Here is a 19,374-nt window from a genome sequence, read left to right as displayed (position 1 = left end):
CAAGAAGAGGAATCTCGCCACCGCCGTTAGGGCTTTCGAGCGCCTCGATCGCCCGAATCGGTGAACCGAACCGAAGGACCCGGAGAAAAATGCCCGAGTCGCTGCTCGACACCCGCGTCCCCGCCGTCCTCCTGCGAATCGACCGGAATCCCTTTCACCACGGAACGCTGGGTGCCGTGCGCTCGCTCGGCAGAGCCGGAATCGACGTGCACGTGGTCGCCGACTCCACGGGAAGCCCCATCCGCACATCCCGTTTCGTCCGCCAGTTGCATCCCCCGCCGCCACCCGCCGCCGCCCCCGACGACATCGCCGCCGTCCTGATGCGGGTGGCCGCCCGCATCAAAAGGCCCGCTGTCCTGATCCCCATGGACGACGCGGGCGCGGTCGCGGTGGGCCGGCTGCGCAAGGAGCTGGCGCCCGCCTATCTGCTGCCGCAACAGCCCGGCGCGGTGCCCGAACGGGTCGCCGACAAAGCGGAACTGGCCGATCTGTGCGCGGCGGCGGGCGTGCCGCACCCGCTCACGGTCGTCCCCGACAGCGCGACGCAGGCCGCCTCCGCCGCCTGGCGGCTCGGCCTGCCGGTGGTGGCGAAGTGGAGCCGACCCTGGCTGCTGCCCGCCGACTCGGGGCTGCGCAGCACGGCCGTGGTGCGCTCCCCACAGGAGGCGCGCGACCTGTACCTGCGCACCGAGGACGCCGGCAGCAGGCTGCTGTTGCAGACCTTCCTGCCGCCTGGGCCAGACCGCGACTGGTTCGTCCACGGGTACGTCGACCGCTCCGGCGCGGTCGGCGGCGGCGGGCCGGGCCGCAAGCTGTGCGCCTGGCCGCGCGACGCGGGGCTCACCGCGGTGGGCGAGTGGACCGAGAACCCGCAGGTGCAAACGCTGGCCGAGCGGCTCACCGGCGAACTCGGCTACCGGGGCATCTTCGACCTCGACTTCCGGCGCTGCGGCCTGACGGGCGACTACCACCTGCTCGACTTCAACCCGCGCCCCGGCGCCCAGTTCCGGCTCTTCGCCGACGGCGCGGGGCTGGACGTCGTACGCGCGCAGCACCTGGATCTGACGCACCGTCCGCTGCCGGCCGGGGCGCCGCTGCCGGGGCGGTCGTTCGTGGTGGAGAACTACGCGCCGCTGGCCGCGCTGCGGCCGGCGCGCACCGGCCGCGAACTGGCCTGGCACGCGGGCGACGACACCGCACCCGGCCGGGCCATGTGGGGCCTGTGGGGCGCCCATGTCGCACGCCGGCTGCTCGACCGGGCGCGCCGGCTCGGCCCGCCGAGCACGGTCGGAGCAGGCCCCCGCGTCATCCGCCAGGCACCCCCGCCCCCGGCGTCCCGGACCGACCTGACTGATCTGGCCGACCTGGCCGACCTGGCCGACCTGGCCAAAACGACCGAACCGACCGAACCGACCGACGACGAGAAAGCGAGCAGTTGCTGATGTACGACCTGCTGGTGGTGGGCGCGGGCCCGTACGGCCTGTCCATCGCGTCCCACGCCGCGGCCGCCGGGCTGAGCCTGCGCGTCTTCGGCCGACCGATGGCCTCCTGGCGCGACAACATGCCGGGCGGGATGTTCCTCAAGTCCGAGCCGTGGGCCTCCAACCTCTCCGACCCCGCGGCCCGCTGGCGGCTCGACGTCTACTGCGAGACCCAGGGCGTCACGGCCCGGCACGGGGAGCCGATCCCGGTCGAGATGTTCGCCGAGTACGGCCTGTGGTTCGCCCGCAACGCCGTCCCGGACGTCGACGAGCGCACGGTCACCCGGATCGCGGCCCGGCCGGGCGGCTTCGAGGCGGTCACCGAGGACGGCGAGACCGTCCAGGCCCGGACGGTCGCCCTCGCCGTCGGTGTGATGCCGTTCGTCGAGATCCCGGCCGCCCTGCACGGCCTCTCCCCCGACCTCGTCACGCACAGCAGCCACCACGGCGACCTCGGCCGCTTCCACGGCCGTGACGTCACGGTGATCGGCGGCGGCCAGGCCGCCCTGGAGACGGCCGCCCTGCTCGCCGAACAGGACACCCGGGTAAGGGTGTTGGCCCGCGCCGACCGGCTGCGCTGGAACGACGTGCCGCCGCCCTGGGAGCGCCCGTGGTGGCAGTCGGCCCGCTCCCCGCACAGCGGACTGGGCCCCGGCTGGCGCAACTGGTTCTACGCCGAACGCCCCGGCCTCTACCGCCGCCTCCCGGAGCCGACCCGGGCACGGATCGCGGCGACGGCGCTCGGACCGGCCGGCGCCTGGTGGGTGCGGGACCGGGTCGAGGGCTCCGTGGAGGTGCGCCTGGACCACGAGGTGACGGCGGCACGGGCGGTGCCGGGCGGGGTGCGGCTGGAGGTCACGGGAGCGGACTCCTTCGAGACCGAGCACGTGATCGCGGCCACCGGCTTCAAGGCGACCCGTGACCGGCTCGGACTCCTCTGCGGCGACCTGCGCGGTGCACTGGCCACCGTGGCCGACGGCTCCCCCGAGGTGGGCCGGGACTTCGAGTCGTCCCACCCCGGCCTGTTCATGGCCGGCCTGGTGACGGCGGCGGGCTTCGGCCCGGCGATGCGCTTCGTCCACGGCGCGACCTTCACCTCGGGCGCCCTCGTCCGAGGCGTCCGGCGCCGGCTGCGCACGGGCGTGCCGAGCGGCGCGATCCCGGCGCCGGGTCGGCACGGGGCTGCGGAGACCGTACGGGGCTGAGCGAGGTGGCGCACGGGTGCCGGCCGCGCGGGCGGCCGGCACCCGGCACGTTCAGCGACGGGACGCTGCCCTGCCTCGCCGGTACAGGACGGCGCCGCCCCCGATGAGCAACGCGCTGACATCCGAGGCGGCCGGCAGCGTCGCGCGGTCCCCGCCGGTGTGCGGCAGCTGCGGCGGGGCGTGCCCACCGCCTGCACCTCGCCGTGGCCTCCGCAGTCGCCCCCGGCCCGTCGTCGCGGTAGCCCGAGTCGTCGTCGCCGTACTGCGCTCCGCACGACTCGGCGAGGGCGGCGGCGCCGCACAGGAGGAAGCCGGCCTTGGAACGCCCAGCAGGCTGCCCAAGGCCGACCTCGACCCAGCCGGACGGCTGGAGTGACGGCATCGTCAGTTGTTGACGCAGACGGTGCCGATACTCGGGCTCAGCAGACTGTAAAGGCCCCACGAACTGTTGCCGCACACGTTGACCTGATGATGAATCGGCAACTGGAACACGTTGCCGGAGAGGAATCCCGAGGAACCGACGGCAGCAGCGTTGGCTTCGGCGTCGGCGAAGGCCGGGGCGGCTCCTCCGAGGGCCAGGACAAGACCTGCGACAACTGCAGCGGTCTTCTTCATGTCTTTCCCTTCTCTGCGGTCATGCCGTGATGACGGTCGAAAGAACCGAGCGAGCACAACCGGAAGAGCTCGCACCATGACCTGCAGGCTACGGACGAGAGATAGACGCTGCGATAAACGGACAAACGCGTGACGAGGAGAGATCACTCGAACGCCTTCAGAGGCGGGGTGGAAACAGTTTTTTCAATGAGCCATTGGGGTGAAGTCGAGGAACCAAAGAGGGCGGCCGGAAGTTGGTCAGCACGCTCCGGTGGACGGGGCTTCTCATCGAAGGGACTTAATCAAGTGATCAAGAAGGTACTGGCCGCTGCCGCGGTCGCCGTTTCCGTCGTCGGCGCCTCCGCCGCTGCCGCCGCCCCCGCGCTCGCCACCGGCAACGACAGCGGCACCACCTCCGCCAGCGGCAACGGCGCCAGCCAGTCGTTCGGCAACTCGGCCACCTTCGGCAACATGAGCCCGCAGATGGCGCTCATCCAGGGCTCCCTCAACAAGCCCTGCCTCGCCCTGCCGACCAAGATCAACACTGCCACGTCCCCGGGCCCCGGCGCGCTGCTCCAGGACGTCCCGATCCTGTCGTCGTCGCAGAACCAGCAGTGTGTCGAGAACTCCACCCAGGCCAAGGGCGACGACCCGCTCTCGCACATTCTGGACGACATCTCGCTCCTCGCGAGCAACGGCGCGGGCAACCACTGACCCCCAAGCGTTGAACGGGGTCTTTTTTCCCGGGCCCCGGGGTATTTTCTCCGCCCGGACAGCGGGCCGCCGAACCATCGGCGGCCCGCTGTTCTAGCGTGCGGCGTGTGACAACGAAGAAGAGCCTTTGGCCACGCCGTCTGATGATTCCGGGAATCGTCCTGATCACGACCGGCGTGCTGCTCGGCAGTTCCGCACTCCCCGGCCGGGAACACGCTCCGGGCGCGATGAACATCCTGCTGATGGGCACTGACGAACGGGACACCATCAGCACCGCCGAGAAGCACGAGTTCCACGCCGGTGGACAGCCCTGCGGCTGCACGGACGTCCTCATGCTGATCCATCTCTCGGCCCGCCGGGACCGCGTCAGCGTGATCGGCATCCCCCGCGACTCCGCCGCGGAGATCCCGCCGCACCCCGCCGGGGCGGGCGGCGTGCAACGGCCTGCGCATCCGGCGAAGATCAACGCGGCCTATCAGGAGGGCGGTGCGGAGCTCGCGATCCGGACCGTCGAGTCGATGACCAGGGTGAGCATCGACCGGTTCGTCCAGGTGGACTTCCGGCGGTTCATCGACAGCGTGGACGAGGTCGGCGGCGTCGAGGTGTGCACACCTCGACGGCTCAAGGACTCCGCGACCAAGCTCGACCTCGCACCCGGCACGCACCGGCTCCACGGCGGGCAGGCCCTGCAGTACGTCCGATCGCGGCATGTCGACGACAGTGCCGACCTGGGCCGGATCCAGCGTCAGCAGCGGTTCCTCGTCCAGGCGTTGCGGGGGCTCCAGGCGGGCAGGCTGCTCACCGACCCGGTGCGCACGGGGCGCCTGGTGCGCACGCTGCTCGGGTCGGGTCCCCAGGGCTTCAGCGCGGCCGAGCTCGTGGAGCTGGCGGGCGTACTGCACCGGCTGCCGGCCTCGGCGACGGAGTTCACGACGGTGCCGATCTCCGGGTTCGCCCCGCCCGAGCTGGGCATCGGCGCGGCGCTGGCCTGGGACCGGGAGCGCACAGACGCGCTCTTCACGCAGGTGCGCGAGGACCGGCCGCTGGTGGCGAAGGGTGCGGACCCGGCGCCGAAAGACCCGCCGACCGTCCTCGGCAGCACTGTGGCGGTGCGCGGGAGCTCGTACATGTGTGCGTGAGGGGCGCGCGGCCGTCGCACGCCATGCGCTGGGCCGATCGGGGCACTGCACGCAACCCCGGGCGGGGGCGGCGCGTTGGTGATCACGCAGCTCCTCCCCCGGAGTCCGCTTTTTCGAAGGGAAAGAACATGAAGAAGCTGTGGGCAACCGCGGCGGTCGCCGCGTCCCTGGCCGGTATCGCGATCGCGGCCGCGCCTCAGGCCCTGGCCGTCGGCGACGACAGCGGCACCACCTCCGCCAGTGGCAACGGCGCCTCGTCGAAGTTCGGCAACTCGGCCACGTTCGGTGACGAGAGCCCGCAGCTCTCGCTGATTCAGGGTTCGCTGAACAAGCCCTGCCTCGCCTTGCCGAGCAAGATCAACACTGCCACGAGCCCGGGCCCCGGCGCGCTGCTCCAGGACGTCCCGATCCTGTCGTCGTCGCAGAACCAGCAGTGTGCCGAGAACTCCACCCAGGCCAAGGGCGACGACCCGCTCTCGCACGTCCTGGACGACATTTCGTTCCTCTCGGCCAATGGCGTGCACAACGGCTGAGCCGCCGCACCTGGCGTACCGCGAGACGGCGGGTCATCGGCTTTCCGATGACCCGCCGTTTCGCGTGTCGTCTTGTGTGCGGCTAGACCCCGAGTCGGCGTGCGCGGCCGATGGCGTTCGCGAGGTCGCTCACCTGCTTGTCCTCGGTCTTCTTCGCCAACGCCTCGGCTCGGTCGGCGAGTTCGGACAGGCTGGGGGCGTCCGGGAGGGGGTGGTCGCCCTCGCGCAGGGCGTCGGCGAAGTAGGCGGCGGCAGCGGTGACCTGGAAGCGGACGGATGCGTCGGCGAGGTCGTCGTGCAGGGCGCCGGTCTCGAGTTGGCCGGTGGTCTCGTGCGGGGTGCGGGTGTCGGGGTCGAGCCAGCGGACGGTGGCGGTGGCGAGGTGGCCGTCGGCGCCCGGCCTGGTGCGGACGGCGTAGAGGGCGGTGACCGTGTGGCCGGGGCCGACCTCGCCGCCGTCGACGCGGTCGTCGCGGAAGTCGTCGTCGGCGACGCGGCGGTCGTCGTAGCCGACGAGGCGGAAGTCGGCGACCGTCTCGGGGTCGAAGGCGACCTGGGCCTTGGCGTCGCGGGCGGTCAGGTCGACGTTCTGCGGGAGGTCGGTGGAGAAGACCTTGGTCGCGTCGGCCTCGGTGGCGACGTAGGCGGTGTGGCCGTCGCCCTTGTCGGCGAGGCGTTCCATCAGGGCGTCGCCGTAGTCGCTGCCGACGCCGACGCCGAAGAGGGTGATGCCGTGTTCGCGGCGGGCGGTGTCGATGCGTTCCAGGATGTCGTCGGCGTCGGTGTCCCCGGTGTTGGCGAGGGCGTCGGAGACGAGGACGACGCGGTTGGTGGCGCCCTTGCGCAGGCCCTCGACGGCGGTGGCGTAGCCGGTCTCGACGCCGGCGCCGAGGTTGGTGGAGTCGTCGGGCTCCAGGTCGTCGACGGCGTCGTGGACGCGGTCGCGGCCGTGGTCGCCGAGGCGGGTCATGGGCAGGACGGTCTCGGCCTCGCCGCTGAAGGTGACGATCGCGACGGAGTCGTCGTCGCGCAGTCGGTCGGTCATCGTGTTCAGGGAGGACTTGGCGAGGTCCAGGCGGCCGGGTTCGCCCATCGAGCCGGAGACGTCGATGACGAAGGTGAGGGCGGCGGGCGGGCGTTCGGCCTGCTTCTTGGCGGGGCGGGTGGCGAGGCCCACGCGGACCAGGGACCAGTCGTCGTCGCCGGTGCGGGCGCCGTCGACGGTGACGGAGAAGCCGTTGCCGTCGGGGCGTTCGTAGTCCTGGCGGAAGCTGTTGACGAACTCCTCGGGGCGGACGGTCGAGGGGTCCGGGCGGCGGCCGTCGGCGAGGGTGCGGCGGACGTAGCCGTAGGACGCCGTGTCGACGTCGAGGGCGAAGGTGGAGAGGTGGTCGGGGTCGGCCTCGTCGTTCTCGGCCGCGTCGTCCTCGGTGCCGCGGGGTGCGCTCGGCGCGGGGAAGGCCTGGCCGCCCCGCGCTCCGTCCGAGGCCTTGCTGCCGCCGGAGTCGCCCGCGCCGCAGCCGGTGAGGAGCAGGGCGGTGGCCGCCGTGAAGGCGAGCAGTCGTGGCGTGCGGTGCGTCTTCATGTCCTGTGCCCCCTGTTTCCGTCGACGTCTGTGACTGTGACGGGACAGGGGGCCGGAACGTGCGCCACGGGGTGTTTCGGATATGTCTCGAAGTGGGCACGGGGGCCGGTCTTCGAGACCGGTGGGTGATCCTCCGGTGACCTAGGAGACGACGTCCTTGCGGGCGAAACCGCGGAAGGCCAGGGCGAACAGGACCAGGGCGTACGTTACGGAGACGGCGGCGCCCTGGATCATGCCGGACCACTCGGGGGTGGGCTGGACGGCGTCGGCCCAGGCGAACTGCCAGTGGGCGGGCAGGAAGTCGCGCCAGTCGCCGAGGGCGGTGACGGCGTCCAGGACGTTGCCGACGATGGTCAGGCCGACCGCGCCGCCGACCGCGCCGAGGGGGGCGTCGGTCTTCGTCGAGAGCCAGAACGCCAGCCCCGCGGTGACCAGTTGGGAGACGAAGACGTACCCGACGACGACCACGAGCCGCCCGGCCGCGGTGCCCGAGTCGAGGGCGCCGCCCGTGGGGAGTTCCAGCGGTCCCCAGCCGTAGGCGGCGGTGCCGACGGCGAGGGCGACGACCGGCAGCAGGACCATCGCGGCCAGGCTGAGGCCGAGGCCCACGACGAGCTTGGACCACAGCAGGCGGGCCCGGGGCACGGGCGCGGCGAGCAGATAGCGCAGGGAGGACCAGCCGGCCTCCGAGGCGACGGTGTCCCCGCAGAACAGGGCGACCGGGATGACGAGCAGGAAGCCCGCCGACACGAACAGGTTGACCGCGGCGAAGTTGGCGCCGGACGCGGTGGCCGTGTCCATCAGGGTGACCTGGCCGTTGCGGCCGCCGGGCTCGCCGCCGATCGCGAACGCGATGAGCAGGACGAACGGCAGGACGGCGAGGACGGCGCCCATGACCAGCGTGCGGCGGCGCTTGAGCTGGCGGACCAGCTCGACGCGCAGCGGCAGGGTGCGGCCTGCCTGGTAGCCGGAGGCGACCTCGGTGAGGGTGCTCATGCGGAACCTCCGATCAGGGTGAGGAAGGCGTCCTCCAGGCGGCGGTGCGGGCCGACCGCCGTGACCGGCACGTCGAGCCGGACGAGTTCGGCGACCAGGCGCTGGGCGGTGCCGTCGGCGTCCAGGCGGACCAGCAGGCCCTCGTCGGCGGGGGCCGCGGAGGCCACGCCGGGCAGGGCGGCGATCTTCTCGACGATCGGCTCCTCGACGGGGCCGGCGGTGCCGACGAGGAGGGTGTCGCCGGAGCCGACGATCTCGGCGACCGGGCCGGCCTGGACCAGCTTGCCGCGGTCCATGACTACGAGGTGCGTACAGGACTGCTCGACCTCGGACAGGAGGTGACTGGAGACGATCACCGTGCGGCCGGCGGCCGCGTAGCGGATCATCACCTCGCGCATCTCGCGGATCTGCGGCGGGTCGAGGCCGTTGGTCGGTTCGTCGAGGATGAGCAGGTCCGGCAGGCCCAGCATCGCCTGGGCGATGGCCAGGCGCTGGCGCATGCCCTGGGAGTAGGTGCGCACCGCGCGGGCGAGGGCGTCGCCGAGGCCGGCGATCTCCAGGGCCTCCGCGAGGCAGGCGTCCTCGGCGGGCCGGCCGGTGGCCTGCCAGTACAGCTCCAGGTTCTCCCGGCCGGTGAGGTGCGGGAGGAAGCCGGCGCCCTCGACGAAGGAGCCGACGCGGGAGAGGACGGGGGCGCCCGGGCGGATGGCGTGACCGAAGACGCGGATCTCGCCGTCGTCGGGCTTGATCAGGCCCATCAGCATGCGCAGTGTCGTCGTCTTGCCCGCGCCGTTCGGGCCGAGCAGGCCGAGGACCTGGCCCTTCTCGACGCGGAAGGAGAGGTCGCGGACGCTGTAGCGGTCGCCGTTCGCGTACTTCTTGCTCAGGTCGGTGATCTGCAGCGGGACCTCGGCGAGCGCCGGGTCGGGGGCGGGCATGGCGGTGCGGCGGCGGGCCGTCAGCAGCAGGGCCAGCGCCACGCCCGCGCCCGCGAGGGGCAGCCACCACACCCAGGACGGGAGAGGGGCGGCCGCGGTCGTCACGGCCGGGGCGGTCGGGACCTTGAGGTCGCCCTTCAGGGACACGGTGTACGTCGCCGGGGTCACCGGGGAGGCGTAGCCGAGGTCGGTGGAGGCGAGGACCAGGCGCAGGCGGTGGCCGTCGTCGACCTTGTGGTCGATGGCCGGGAGCGTGATCGTGACGTCCTTGCCGGCCTTGGCGCCCTCGACGCGGACCGGGGCGACGAGCTGGGAGGGCAGCACCTGCTGGGCGCCGTCGGCGCCGACGTCGTAGACCTTGGCGAAGAGGACGGCCTGGTCGGACGTCGACTTCACGTGGACGGTGACCGTCGGGGAGCCGGTGATGCGCAGGTCGCCGGTGACCCGCGCGGAGTCGAAGGCGGCGAACTGGCCCGGGAAGTCGAGGGAGACTCCGACGCCGAGGGAGGACAGCTGGGAAAGACCGCCGCCGCCGAGACCGGGCAGGGCGGAGACGGCGGGCGGGCTCGCGCCGGCCGGGTTGGCGAAGGACTGCTCCTCGCGGCGGCCGGTCAGCTCGAAGGTGCGCTCGCCGCTCTCCAGGCCGGGGTAGCTGTCCGCGCTCGCGCCCCTGAGCAGGGCGGCGCCGTCGGTGGAGTCGACTCCTCCGGTGCGGGTGACGCGGAAGGCGGGGCCGGTGCCGGCGGACTTGTCGTCCTTCAGGTACCGGTCGAACCAGGACCGCACCCGGGTCTGTACGCGGCTCGCCTCCAGGTCGCCGCCGTCGTGGCCGCCCGCGATCCAGTCGACGTCGACGGGCGCGCCGTTCGCGCGGATCGCCTTCTCGGCGGCGTCGGACTGGGCGAGGGTGAAGAGGGAGTCGGTCTGGCCCTGGATGAGGAGGGTGGGGACCTTGATGCGGTCGGCGACGGCCGACGGGGAGCGCTCTTCGAGCAGCTTGCGGGCGGCGGCGTCGGGGGCGCCGGACTCGGCCACCCGGTCGTACATCGCGGCCAGCGCGGGTTCGAAGTGGGCCGCGCCGCCGCCGGTGTTGAAGAAGATGCCGGCCCACAGCTTCTTGAAGACACCGTCGGGGAACAGCGCGTCCGCGAGGTTCCAGTAGGTGATCGAGGGGGCGATGGCGTCGACGCGGGCGTCGTACCCGGCGGCGAGCAGGGAGATCGCGCCGCCGTAGGAGGCGCCGGCCACGCCGACGCGCGGGTCGCCGGCCTTGTCGAGCTGGACCTGCGGCTGCTTCGCCAGCCAGTCGATCAGCTGGGAGACGTCGGCGACCTCGCCCTTCGGGTCGTTCAGGCCGATCTTGCCGGTGGACTCGCCGAAGCCGCGCGCGGACCAGGTCAGCACCGCGTATCCGTCGCGGGCGAGCTTCTCGGCCTGCTGCCGGACGTCGTCCTTGCTGCCGCCGAAGCCGTGTCCGAGGAGGACGGCGGGGCGGCGGCCCGAGCCGCCGGCGGTGAAGTAGGAGGTGTCCAGGCGTACGCCGTCCACCGCCATGACCCGGTCGGCGCGGTGTACCTGCGGTGCGTCGTCGGAGGCGACGGCCGCCGTCCATGTGCCGGCGCCGGCGAGCACGACGACGGCGGCCCCGGCGGCCAGCAGCCTCCGGGGCCCCCGAAGCAGCCCTCGCAGTCGGGGCGGTCGAAGATCCATGCTTCAACGGTACGGGGTGAAACTGTCGGGGCGTTGTCGACCGGGGACCGAACTGCGGGCCCTCCCCGGGGCGTACGCGCCCCCGCCTGCGTACTCCAGCCGCAGTACCGGCCCTGCGTGTCCACGGGGACGGCGGCGGAAAACCTGCGGACATTCAGGACGCGGACATGTCAGTGTGACCCGTTAGAGTCGCCGGGTCACAGACGACACACAGGGGTGGGGACGAATGAAGCTGAAGTACGGTGCTGCCTGGGCAGGGGTCACGGCGGCGGTGCTGGTGACGACCGCGGGGTGCGGCACGGAGGCGGCCAAGGGGGCGGCCAAGGCCGTGGACCCGAGCGCGGCGATCAAGGCGGCGCTGGCGCGGGCCACCGACCGGACCGACCAGCTGGGCTCGGCGGAGGTCAGGATGAGCACCGACGTCGGCACGGGCACCCCGGTCGCCATGAACGGCACCTATTCCTGGGGCGACGGCGTGGCGATGGACATCCAGATGGACACCAAGGCCGCGAACATGCAGCAGCTCCAGGACAGTGCGACGATCCGGATGCTGTTCGTGGACGGCGCCTACTACTACGACGTCGACCCCCAGCCCTCCGGCCCGCTCAAGGGCAAGGAGTGGATGAGGATCGACGCGTCGGTGCTGTTCGGCGACAAGGGCGCCCAGGCGTTCACCGGGAGCGGCGGGGGCAACCCGGCGGCCTCGATGAAGTCCCTCAAGTACGCCAACGACGTCGAGGACCTCGGCAAAGAGACCGTCGACGGGCGCAGTACGACCCACTACCGGGCCGTCGTAGACCAGGCGCAGATGGGGAAGTTCAAGGAGGCCTACGGCAGTGACGGCATGAGCTCGCTGACCGGCGGGGCCGAATCGATGACGCTGGACGTGTGGCTCGACGGCAAGGACCTGCCGGTCCGCCTGAAGGAGCAGATCGGCAAGGTGAACGTGACCATGGACTTCGACAAGTTCGGCGCCACCGCCGCGGTCAAGGCCCCGCCGGCCGCGCAGACCGCCGACCTCACCGAGGCGATGAAGAACAGCCAGAAGCAGCAGAGCTGAACCCGGACACGGCGGTGTCCTGCCTCCCCTTCGGAGAGGCAGGACACCGTGCCGCCTCAGTGGTTGCGCGGGAAGCCCAGGTCGACGCCGGCGGGGGCGTCGGCCGGGTCGGGCCAGCGGGTGGTGACGACCTTGCCGCGGGTGTAGAAGTGCGTGCCGTCGTTGCCGTAGATGTGGTGGTCGCCGAAGAGGGAGTCCTTCCAGCCGCCGAAGCTGTGGTAGCCGACGGGGACCGGGATCGGGACGTTCACGCCGACCATGCCGGCCTCGATCTCCAGTTGGAAGCGGCGGGCCGCGCCGCCGTCCCGGGTGAAGATCGCGGTGCCGTTGCCGAAGGGGGAGCTGCTGATCAGCGCCACGCCCTCTTCGTAGGTGTCCACGCGGAGCACGCACAGCACCGGGCCGAAGATCTCGTCCTGGTAGGCCTTCGCGGTCGTCGGCACCTTGTCGAGGAGCGAGATGCCGATCCAGTGGCCGTCCTCGAAGCCCTCGACCGTGTGGCCGGTGCCGTCGAGGACGACCTCGGCGCCCTCGGCCGCCGCGCCCGTCACGTACGACGCCACCTTGTCGCGGTGGACGGCGGTGATCAGCGGGCCCATCTCGCTCGTCGGGTCGTTGCCGGGACCGATCTTGATCTTCTCGGCGCGCTCGCGGATCTTCTCCACCAGCTCGTCGCCGATCGCGCCGACCGCCACGACCGCGGAGATCGCCATGCAGCGCTCGCCCGCCGAACCGTACGCGGCGGACACGGCGGCGTCGGCGGCCGCGTCCAGGTCCGCGTCCGGGAGGACCAGCATGTGGTTCTTCGCGCCGCCGAGGGCCTGGACGCGCTTGTGGTTCGCGGCGGCGGTGGTGTGGATGTAGCGGGCGATCGGGGTCGAGCCGACGAAGGACACCGCCTTGACGTCGGGGTGCTCCAGGAGACGGTCGACGGCTGCCTTGTCGCCGTTGACGACGTTGAACACGCCGTCGGGCAGGCCCGCCTCGGCCAGCAGCTCGGCGAGCTTGAGGGAGGCGGAGGGGTCCTTCTCGGACGGCTTCAGCACGAACGTGTTGCCGCACGCGATGGCGATCGGGAACATCCACATCGGGACCATCGCCGGGAAGTTGAACGGCGTGATGCCGGCGACGACGCCCAGCGGCTGACGGATGGACGAGACGTCCACGCGGCTGGCCACCTCGGTCGACAGCTCGCCCTTCAGCTGCACGGTGATCCCGCACGCCAGGTCGACGATCTCCAGCCCGCGCGCGACCTCGCCCAGCGCGTCGCTGTGCACCTTGCCGTGCTCGGCGGTGATCAGCTCGGCGATCGCGTCCCGGTTCGCGTCCAGCAGCGCCCGGAACTTGAACAGGATGGTGCTGCGCTTGGCCAGCGAGGACGTGCCCCAGGTGGCGTAGGCGTCCTTGGCGGCGGCCACGGCCGCGTCGACCTCGTCGACGGTCGCGAACGCGACCTTCGTGGTGACCGCGCCGGTCGCCGGGTCGGTGACGGGTCCGTAGGTACCCGACGCGCCCTCGACGGGCTTGCCGCCGATCCAGTGGTTGACGATCTTCGTCATGACCGAGTACTCCTTCACAGATGGTGGCGTCGGGTAGAGACGTGCCGTTCGTACAGCTCTCGTGCCTTCACCGCGGACGGTCGGGTCGCGGTTTCGGCGACAGGTACATCCCACCAGGCCTGCGCCGGCGGCGGGCCCGACACAGTGTCGGCCGTTTCGGTCTCGACGTAGACACAAGTGGGAGTGTCGGCGTGGCGCGCCTCGGCGAGGGCCTCGCGCAGTTCGCGGACGGTCTTCGCGCGCAGCACGCGCATGCCCAGGCTCGCCACGTTGGCGGCCAGGTCGACGGGGAGCGGCGCGCCCGTGAAGGCGCCGTCCTCGGAGGCGAAGCGGTACGCGGTGCCGAACCGCTCACCGCCGACGGACTCCGAGAGCCCGCCGATCGACGCGTAGCCGTGGTTCTGCACGAGCAGGATCTTGATCGCGATCCCCTCCTGCACGGCCGTCACGATCTCCGTCGGCATCATCAGGTAGGTGCCGTCGCCGACCAGCGCCCAGACGTTGCGCTCGGGAGCGGCCAGCTTCACGCCGATCGCGGCCGGGATCTCGTACCCCATGCAGGAGTAGCCGTACTCCAGGTGGTACTGGTCCCGGGAGCGCGCCCGCCAGAGTTTGTGCAGGTCGCCGGGGAGCGAACCGGCCGCGTTGATGATCACGTCCGACTCGTCGGCGAGGGCGTCGAGCGCGCCGAGCACCTGCGGCTGCGTCGGGCGGACGTCGGGCTCGTCGGCCTCGTAGCAGGCGTCGACGCGCTGCTCCCAGCGCTCCTTGTCCTCGGAGTACTCGCTGACGTACGCGTCCGCGACCCGGTGGTCGTGCAGTCGGAGCGCCGCGGTCAGCTCGCCCAGGCCGCTGCGGGCGTCCGCCACGAGGGGCAGACCGGCGAGCTTGTGGCCGTCGAAGGAGGCGATGTTGAGGTTGAGGAAGCGGACGCCGTCCCCCTGGAACAGGGTGTTGGACGCCGTGGTGAAGTCGGTGTAGCGGGTGCCCACGCCGATGATCAGGTCCGCGGTGCGGGCGAGTTCGTCGGCGGTGGCGGTGCCGGTGTGGCCGACGCCGCCCACGTCCTGCGGATGGTCGTAGCGCAGGGAGCCCTTGCCGGCCTGGGTGGACGCGACCGGGATGCCGGTGGCCTCGGCGAACTCGGCGAGAGCCTCTTCGGCGCGGCTGTGGTGCACGCCGCCGCCCGCGACGACGAGCGGACGCCGCGCCGACCTGATCGCCCGGACCGCCTCGGCGAGTTCGGCGGGGTCCGCGCCCGGACGTCGTACGGCCCAGGTGCGCTCGGCGAAGAACTCCTCGGGCCAGTCGTAGGCCTCGGCCTGGACGTCCTGGGGCATCGCCAGGGTGACCGCGCCCGTCTCCACCGGGTCGGTGAGGACGCGCATGGCCTGCAGGGCGGCCGGGATCAGGGCCTCGGGCCGGGTGATCCGGTCGAAGTACCTCGACACCGGGCGCAGGGAGTCGTTGACCGACACATCGCCCGCGTAGGGGACCTCCAGCTGCTGGAGGACGGGGTCGGCGACGCGGGTCGCGAAGATGTCGCCGGGCAGGAGCAGGACGGGGAGGTGGTTGACGGTGGCCAGGGCGGCGCCGGTGACCAGGTTGGTCGCGCCGGGGCCGATGGACGTCGTCACCGCGTGCGTGGACAGACGGTTGGACTGGCGGGCGTACCCGACGGCCGCGTGCACCATCGACTGCTCGTTGCGGCCCTGGTGGAACGGCATGTCGTCGCCGTACTCGATCAGCGCCTGGCCGAGACCCGCGACGTTGCCGTGGCCGAAGATGCCCCAGGTCGCGCCGATCAGCCGCTGCCGTACGCCGTCGCGCTCCGTGTACTGGACGGCGAGGAAGCGGACGAGCGCCTGGGCGACCGTAAGCCTGATGGTCATCGGTAACCCTCCGTGTGGTCCGGGTGGAAGCAGATCCGCCACTCCCGGTTCTCGCCGGGGCCGGCCATGACGTTCAGGTAGTACATGGCGTGCCCGGGCTGGGCGATCGACGGGCCGTGCCAGCCGTCGGGGACGAGGACGGCGTCGCCGGAGCGGACCTCGGCGAGGACGTCGGAGCCGCCCTCGCGCGAGGGGGACACGCGCTGGTAGCCGAAACCGTGCGGGCCGTCGATCTCGAAGTAGTAGATCTCCTCGAGCTCGGCCTCCTCGCCCGGCCGGTGCTCGTCGTGCTTGTGCGGCGGGTACGAGGACCAGTTGCCGCCCGGGGTGATCACCTCGACGGCGATCAGCTTGTCGCAGTCGAAGGCGTCGGCGGAGGCGAAGTTGCGCACATGACGCAACTGGCTGCCGCTGCCGCGCTCTTCGACGGGGACCTCCGGCGCGGGGCCGTAGCGGGCGGGGAGTTGTCGCTCGCACTTCGCTCCTGCCAGGGCGAAGCGGCCTCCCGCGCCGGAGGCGATCGTGGCCTGGGCGTCCCGGGGAACGTACGCGAAGTCGGTGACCGACGCGAACACGGTTTCCCTGCCCAGGAGTTGGAACTCTTGATCCGCGGTCTGCACCGTACATCCGCCTTCCAGCGGAAGCACGATCCACTCGCTGTCGCCGGTGGTGAACGGGTGCGTGCCCCCCGGCTCCAGCTCGATGATCCGCAGGCTGCTGTAGGTCCAGCCGGCCCGCTCGGGGTCGATGTCGAGCGCGTAGTGCGCGCCGGCGGTCGCCCCCTTGGGGACGTACAGGTCGTGGTGCGGCTCCCGGTTCGTCATGCGGCCCTCACAGCAGTCCTACGGCGGTGTCCACGGCGGCGGCGACGTCCCCGTCGGCCGGGTACAGCAGCGAGCGGCCGACCACCAGGCCCCGGACGGTGGGGAGTTGCAGCGCGCCGCGCCACTTCTCGTACGCTCCGGCTTGTTCCTCAGCGGTGCCGCCGACCTCGCCGCCCAGCAGGACGGCGGGCAGCGTGGACGTCTCCATGACCTCGGCCATGTCGTCGGGGTTGTCGGTGACGGGGACCTTCAGCCAGGTGTAGGCCGAGGTGCCGCCCAGACCCGAGGCGATCGCGATCGACTTGGTGACGGCCTCGGCGGAGAGGTCGTTCTTCACCTTGCCCTCGGGGGTGCGCCGGCTGATGAACGGCTCGACGAAGAGGGGGAGTTTACGGGCGGCCATGTCGTCGATGGCGCGGGCGGTGGACTCCAGGGTGGTGAGGGAGCCCGGGTCGTCGTAGTCGATGCGCAGGAGCAGCTTGCCCGCGTCGAAGTTCAGGCGCTCGATGTCCTCGGGGCGGTGTCCGGTGAAGCGGTCGTCCAGCTCGAAGACGGAACCCTGGAGGCCGCCCCGGTTCAGCGAGCCCATGACGACCTTGCCGTCGAGGGCGCCGAGGAGCAGCAGGTCGTCCAGGATGTCGGCGGTCGCGAGGACGCCGTCCACGCCGGGGCGGGACAGTGCGAGGACCAGGCGTTCGAGCAGGTCGGCGCGGTTGGCCATGGCCAGCTTGCGGTCGCCGACGCCGAGCGCGCCCCGGGCCGGGTGGTCGGCGGCGACGATCATCAGCCGGCCGGAGTCGCCCACGAGCGGCCTGCGCGGGCGGCGGGCGGCCGCCTCGGCGATGGCCTCGGGGTACTGCGTGCGCAGCCGGACGAGTTCGGAGACGTCGACGGTCGTCACAGGACCGCTCCTGCCTCGAGCGCCGCTTCCACCTCGGCCGGCGTCGGCATCGCGGAGGAGCACTCCAGCCGGGAGGCGACGATGGCGCCGGCCGCGTTGGCGTGGCGCATGATCTTCTCCAGGTCCCAGCCGGCCAGCAGGCCGTGGCAGAGGGAGCCGCCGAAGGCGTCACCGGCGCCGAGGCCGTTGAGGACGTTCACCGGCAGCGGCGGGACCTCGGCGGACTCGCCCTTGCTGTTGACGGCCAGGACGCCCTTGGGCCCCTGTTTGACGACGGCGAGCTCGACGCCCGCGTCCAGCAGCGCCTGCGCCGCCGCCTGCGGCTCGCGCACGCCGGTGGCGACCTCCACCTCGTCGAGGTTGCCGACGGCGACGGTGGTGTGCTTCAGGGCCTCGGCGTAGAACGGGCGGGCCGCGTCCGGGTCGGACCAGAACATCGGCCGCCAGTCGAGGTCGAAGACCGTGGTGCCGGCCTTGGCCCGGTGGGCGAGGGCGGCGAGGGTCGCGGTACGGCTCGGCTCCTCGCTCAGGCCGGTGCCGGTGACCCAGAAGACGCGGGTCTCGCGGACGGCGTCGAGGTCGAGCTCATGGGCGTCGATCTCCAGGTCCGGCGCCTTGGGCTGCCGGTAGAAGTACAGTGGGAAGTCGTCCGGCGGGAAGATTTCGCAGAAGGTGACGGGCGTCGGCAGGCCGGGCACCGACGTGACCCAGCGGTCGTCCACGCCGAAGCCGCGCAGGGCCTCGTGCAGGTAGGCGCCGAAGGGGTCGTCGCCGGTGCGGGAGATCACCGCCGTCTCCCGGCCGAGCCGCGCGGCGGCGACGGCGACGTTGGTGGCCGATCCCCCCAGGAACTTCCCGAAGGACGTGACCTGCGGGAGTGGGACGCCCGTCTGCAACGGATAGAGGTCCACTCCTATCCGCCCCATGGTGATCAGGTCGTACGCCATCGAGTTCCCTTCGTATCGGCTCGTCCCCGTGACGCCGCCCGTGACGCCGCTCGTGGCACGTCCCGGCAGACGTCCCCGTATCGGCTCTCACGGCTTTGTAGCCCCGCTCGACCGACCCTGTCAATGTTTTGTCCAGACATTCGGACCAGCCCTTGACACCCCCTTCGGGGAGACCGCACTCTGACGCCCATGACGTCGTTGTCACCTCAGTCCTCACTTTCCCGCATCCGGGTCGGCTCGGCCCCCGACAGCTGGGGCGTCTGGTTCCCGGACGATCCCGCCCAGGTCCCCTGGCAGCGCTTCCTCGACGAGGTCGCGCAGTCCGGCTACGAGTGGATCGAGCTCGGCCCCTACGGGTACCTGCCGACCGATCCCGCAGTCCTCACCGAGGAGACGTCGAGGCGTGGCCTGAAGGTGTCGGCGGGCACGGTCTTCACCGGCCTGCACCACGGCGAGGCCGTCTGGGAGAAGACCTGGGCGCACGTCGCGGACAACGCGGTGCTCGCCCAGGCCATGGGCGCCAGGCACCTGGTCGTCATCCCGTCCTTCTGGCGGGACGACAAGACCGGCGAGGTGCTGGAGCCGGACACGCTGACGCCCGAGCAGTGGCGCAACCTGACCTCGCTGACCGAACGGCTGGGCAAGGAGGTGCGGGAGCGGTACGGGCTGCAGATCGTCGTCCACCCGCACGCCGACACCCACATCGACAGCGAGGAGAACGTCGTCCGGTTCCTGGACGGCACGGACTCCGACCTGGTGTCGCTGTGCCTGGACACCGGGCACTACGCGTACTGCGGCGGCGACAGCGTCAAGCTGATCGAGACGTACGGGGAGCGGATCGGCTACCTGCACCTCAAGCAGGTCGACCCGGAGATCCTCGCGGACGTGCGGGCGAACCAGGTGCCGTTCGGGCCGGCGGTGGCGCGCGGCGTGATGTGCGAGCCGCCTGCGGGCGTGCCGGCGCTCGGACCCGTCCTGGAGGCGGCTCAGAAGCTGGACGTCGATCTGTTCGCGATCGTCGAGCAGGACATGTACCCGTGCGAGCCGGACGCTCCGCTGCCGATCGCCCAGCGCACCCGGGCGTTCCTTCGATCCTGTGGGGCGTAGGCGCCCCGAGGACCTGTCCGGCCGATCAAGTCGCAGGAAAGCGACGGCGCCTGTCCGATGCCGGTGAGCGGGGTCTGGTGCGTGCAGCTGCAAGGCGGAGGAGGGCGTCGACGCGATGGGGGTCCCTCCCGCTCGAGCGAAGCCGAGCGTGGGGGAGCGCGTGCCAGACCCCGCGTCTGCGACATGATC

The 19,374-nt window shown here is 71.8% G+C and carries 17 protein-coding genes; 8 read left to right on the top strand and 9 right to left on the bottom strand.

Annotation, left to right across the window (positions count from 1 at the left end):
* The first annotated feature begins 89 nt into the window (after positions 1–89).
* The 3 genes from ACIBAF_RS29835 (at position 90) to ACIBAF_RS29825 (ending at position 3,062) form a co-directional block, all read left to right on the top strand.
* Positions 90–1,442 (top strand): ATP-grasp domain-containing protein, encoded by a 1,353-nt coding sequence (locus ACIBAF_RS29835; protein ID WP_399467164.1) that lies wholly within the window; start codon positions 90–92, stop codon positions 1,440–1,442.
* The gene (locus ACIBAF_RS29830) at positions 1,442–2,686 is read left to right on the top strand and encodes an FAD-dependent oxidoreductase (RefSeq protein WP_399467163.1); all 1,245 of its coding nucleotides are present in this window, start codon (positions 1,442–1,444) and stop codon (positions 2,684–2,686) included. The genes ACIBAF_RS29835 and ACIBAF_RS29830 overlap by 1 nt, the downstream gene beginning before the upstream one ends.
* Positions 2,687–2,789: 103 nt before the next feature.
* Positions 2,790–3,062 carry a hypothetical protein gene (locus ACIBAF_RS29825; protein ID WP_399467161.1) on the top strand — a complete coding sequence of 91 codons (273 nt, stop codon included), beginning with the start codon at positions 2,790–2,792 and terminating at the stop codon, positions 3,060–3,062.
* An 8-nt stretch (positions 3,063–3,070) separates the two neighbouring features.
* Here the strand turns inward: ACIBAF_RS29825 and ACIBAF_RS29820 are convergent, their stop codons facing one another.
* A complete protein-coding gene (locus ACIBAF_RS29820; protein WP_399467160.1) occupies positions 3,071–3,301 on the bottom strand; it encodes a chaplin family protein in 231 nt (76 codons plus the stop codon).
* Between the two features lie 285 nt (positions 3,302–3,586).
* Between ACIBAF_RS29820 and ACIBAF_RS29815 the strand changes: the two genes are divergently transcribed.
* The 3 genes from ACIBAF_RS29815 (at position 3,587) to ACIBAF_RS29805 (ending at position 5,666) form a co-directional block, all read left to right on the top strand.
* Positions 3,587–3,994: a rodlin gene (locus tag ACIBAF_RS29815; protein ID WP_399467158.1), complete on the top strand. Its 408-nt coding sequence runs from the start codon at positions 3,587–3,589 to the stop codon at positions 3,992–3,994.
* A gap of 107 nt (positions 3,995–4,101) precedes the next feature.
* Positions 4,102–5,133, top strand: a complete 1,032-nt coding sequence (locus ACIBAF_RS29810; RefSeq protein WP_399467157.1) for an LCP family protein — start codon at positions 4,102–4,104, stop codon at positions 5,131–5,133.
* 128 nt (positions 5,134–5,261) lie between these two features.
* The gene (locus ACIBAF_RS29805) at positions 5,262–5,666 is read left to right on the top strand and encodes a rodlin (RefSeq protein ID WP_399467155.1); all 405 of its coding nucleotides are present in this window, start codon (positions 5,262–5,264) and stop codon (positions 5,664–5,666) included.
* Positions 5,667–5,748: 82 nt separating this feature from the next.
* Here the strand turns inward: ACIBAF_RS29805 and ACIBAF_RS29800 are convergent, their stop codons facing one another.
* The 3 genes from ACIBAF_RS29800 to ACIBAF_RS29790 all read right to left on the bottom strand — a co-directional run bounded on the left by ACIBAF_RS29800 (position 5,749) and on the right by ACIBAF_RS29790 (position 10,895).
* The gene (locus ACIBAF_RS29800; RefSeq protein WP_399467154.1) at positions 5,749–7,251 is read right to left on the bottom strand and encodes a von Willebrand factor type A domain-containing protein; all 1,503 of its coding nucleotides are present in this window, start codon (positions 7,249–7,251) and stop codon (positions 5,749–5,751) included.
* A 141-nt stretch (positions 7,252–7,392) separates the two neighbouring features.
* Positions 7,393–8,247, bottom strand: a complete 855-nt coding sequence (locus ACIBAF_RS29795; RefSeq protein ID WP_399467152.1) for an ABC transporter permease — start codon at positions 8,245–8,247, stop codon at positions 7,393–7,395.
* Positions 8,244–10,895 carry an alpha/beta fold hydrolase gene (locus ACIBAF_RS29790; protein WP_399467150.1) on the bottom strand — a complete coding sequence of 884 codons (2,652 nt, stop codon included), beginning with the start codon at positions 10,893–10,895 and terminating at the stop codon, positions 8,244–8,246. The genes ACIBAF_RS29795 and ACIBAF_RS29790 overlap by 4 nt, the downstream gene beginning before the upstream one ends.
* A gap of 226 nt (positions 10,896–11,121) precedes the next feature.
* On the opposite strand from ACIBAF_RS29790, the gene ACIBAF_RS29785 reads away from it, so the two are divergent.
* The gene (locus tag ACIBAF_RS29785) at positions 11,122–11,955 is read left to right on the top strand and encodes a hypothetical protein (RefSeq protein WP_399467148.1); all 834 of its coding nucleotides are present in this window, start codon (positions 11,122–11,124) and stop codon (positions 11,953–11,955) included.
* A 56-nt stretch (positions 11,956–12,011) separates the two neighbouring features.
* On the opposite strand, the gene mmsA is transcribed toward ACIBAF_RS29785, so the two are convergent.
* The 5 genes from mmsA to iolC are packed head-to-tail and all read right to left on the bottom strand — an operon-like array spanning position 12,012 to position 18,078.
* Positions 12,012–13,514, bottom strand: a complete 1,503-nt coding sequence (gene mmsA, locus ACIBAF_RS29780) for a CoA-acylating methylmalonate-semialdehyde dehydrogenase (RefSeq protein WP_399467146.1) — start codon at positions 13,512–13,514, stop codon at positions 12,012–12,014.
* 14 nt (positions 13,515–13,528) lie between these two features.
* The gene (gene iolD, locus ACIBAF_RS29775; RefSeq protein WP_399467144.1) at positions 13,529–15,406 is read right to left on the bottom strand and encodes a 3D-(3,5/4)-trihydroxycyclohexane-1,2-dione acylhydrolase (decyclizing); all 1,878 of its coding nucleotides are present in this window, start codon (positions 15,404–15,406) and stop codon (positions 13,529–13,531) included.
* Entirely contained in the window at positions 15,403–16,230 is an 828-nt protein-coding gene (gene iolB / locus ACIBAF_RS29770; RefSeq protein WP_399467142.1) for a 5-deoxy-glucuronate isomerase, read from the bottom strand. The genes iolD and iolB overlap by 4 nt, the downstream gene beginning before the upstream one ends.
* Before the next feature lie 7 nt (positions 16,231–16,237).
* Positions 16,238–17,131 carry a deoxyribose-phosphate aldolase gene (locus tag ACIBAF_RS29765; RefSeq protein ID WP_399467140.1) on the bottom strand — a complete coding sequence of 298 codons (894 nt, stop codon included), beginning with the start codon at positions 17,129–17,131 and terminating at the stop codon, positions 16,238–16,240.
* Positions 17,128–18,078 carry a 5-dehydro-2-deoxygluconokinase gene (gene iolC, locus ACIBAF_RS29760; RefSeq protein WP_399467138.1) on the bottom strand — a complete coding sequence of 317 codons (951 nt, stop codon included), beginning with the start codon at positions 18,076–18,078 and terminating at the stop codon, positions 17,128–17,130. The genes ACIBAF_RS29765 and iolC overlap by 4 nt, the downstream gene beginning before the upstream one ends.
* A gap of 189 nt (positions 18,079–18,267) precedes the next feature.
* On the opposite strand from iolC, the gene ACIBAF_RS29755 reads away from it, so the two are divergent.
* Complete coding sequence (locus ACIBAF_RS29755; protein ID WP_399467136.1) at positions 18,268–19,185, top strand: sugar phosphate isomerase/epimerase family protein; 918 nt, start codon at positions 18,268–18,270, stop codon at positions 19,183–19,185.
* The last annotated feature ends 189 nt before the right edge of the window (positions 19,186–19,374 follow it).

The organism is Streptomyces sp. NPDC051677 (assembly GCF_044453465.1).
Taxonomy (GTDB): Bacteria; Actinomycetota; Actinomycetes; order Streptomycetales; family Streptomycetaceae; genus Streptomyces.
The sequence above is the reverse complement of the archived record's forward strand: the minus strand, read 5'-3'. Positions and strand labels throughout refer to the sequence as shown.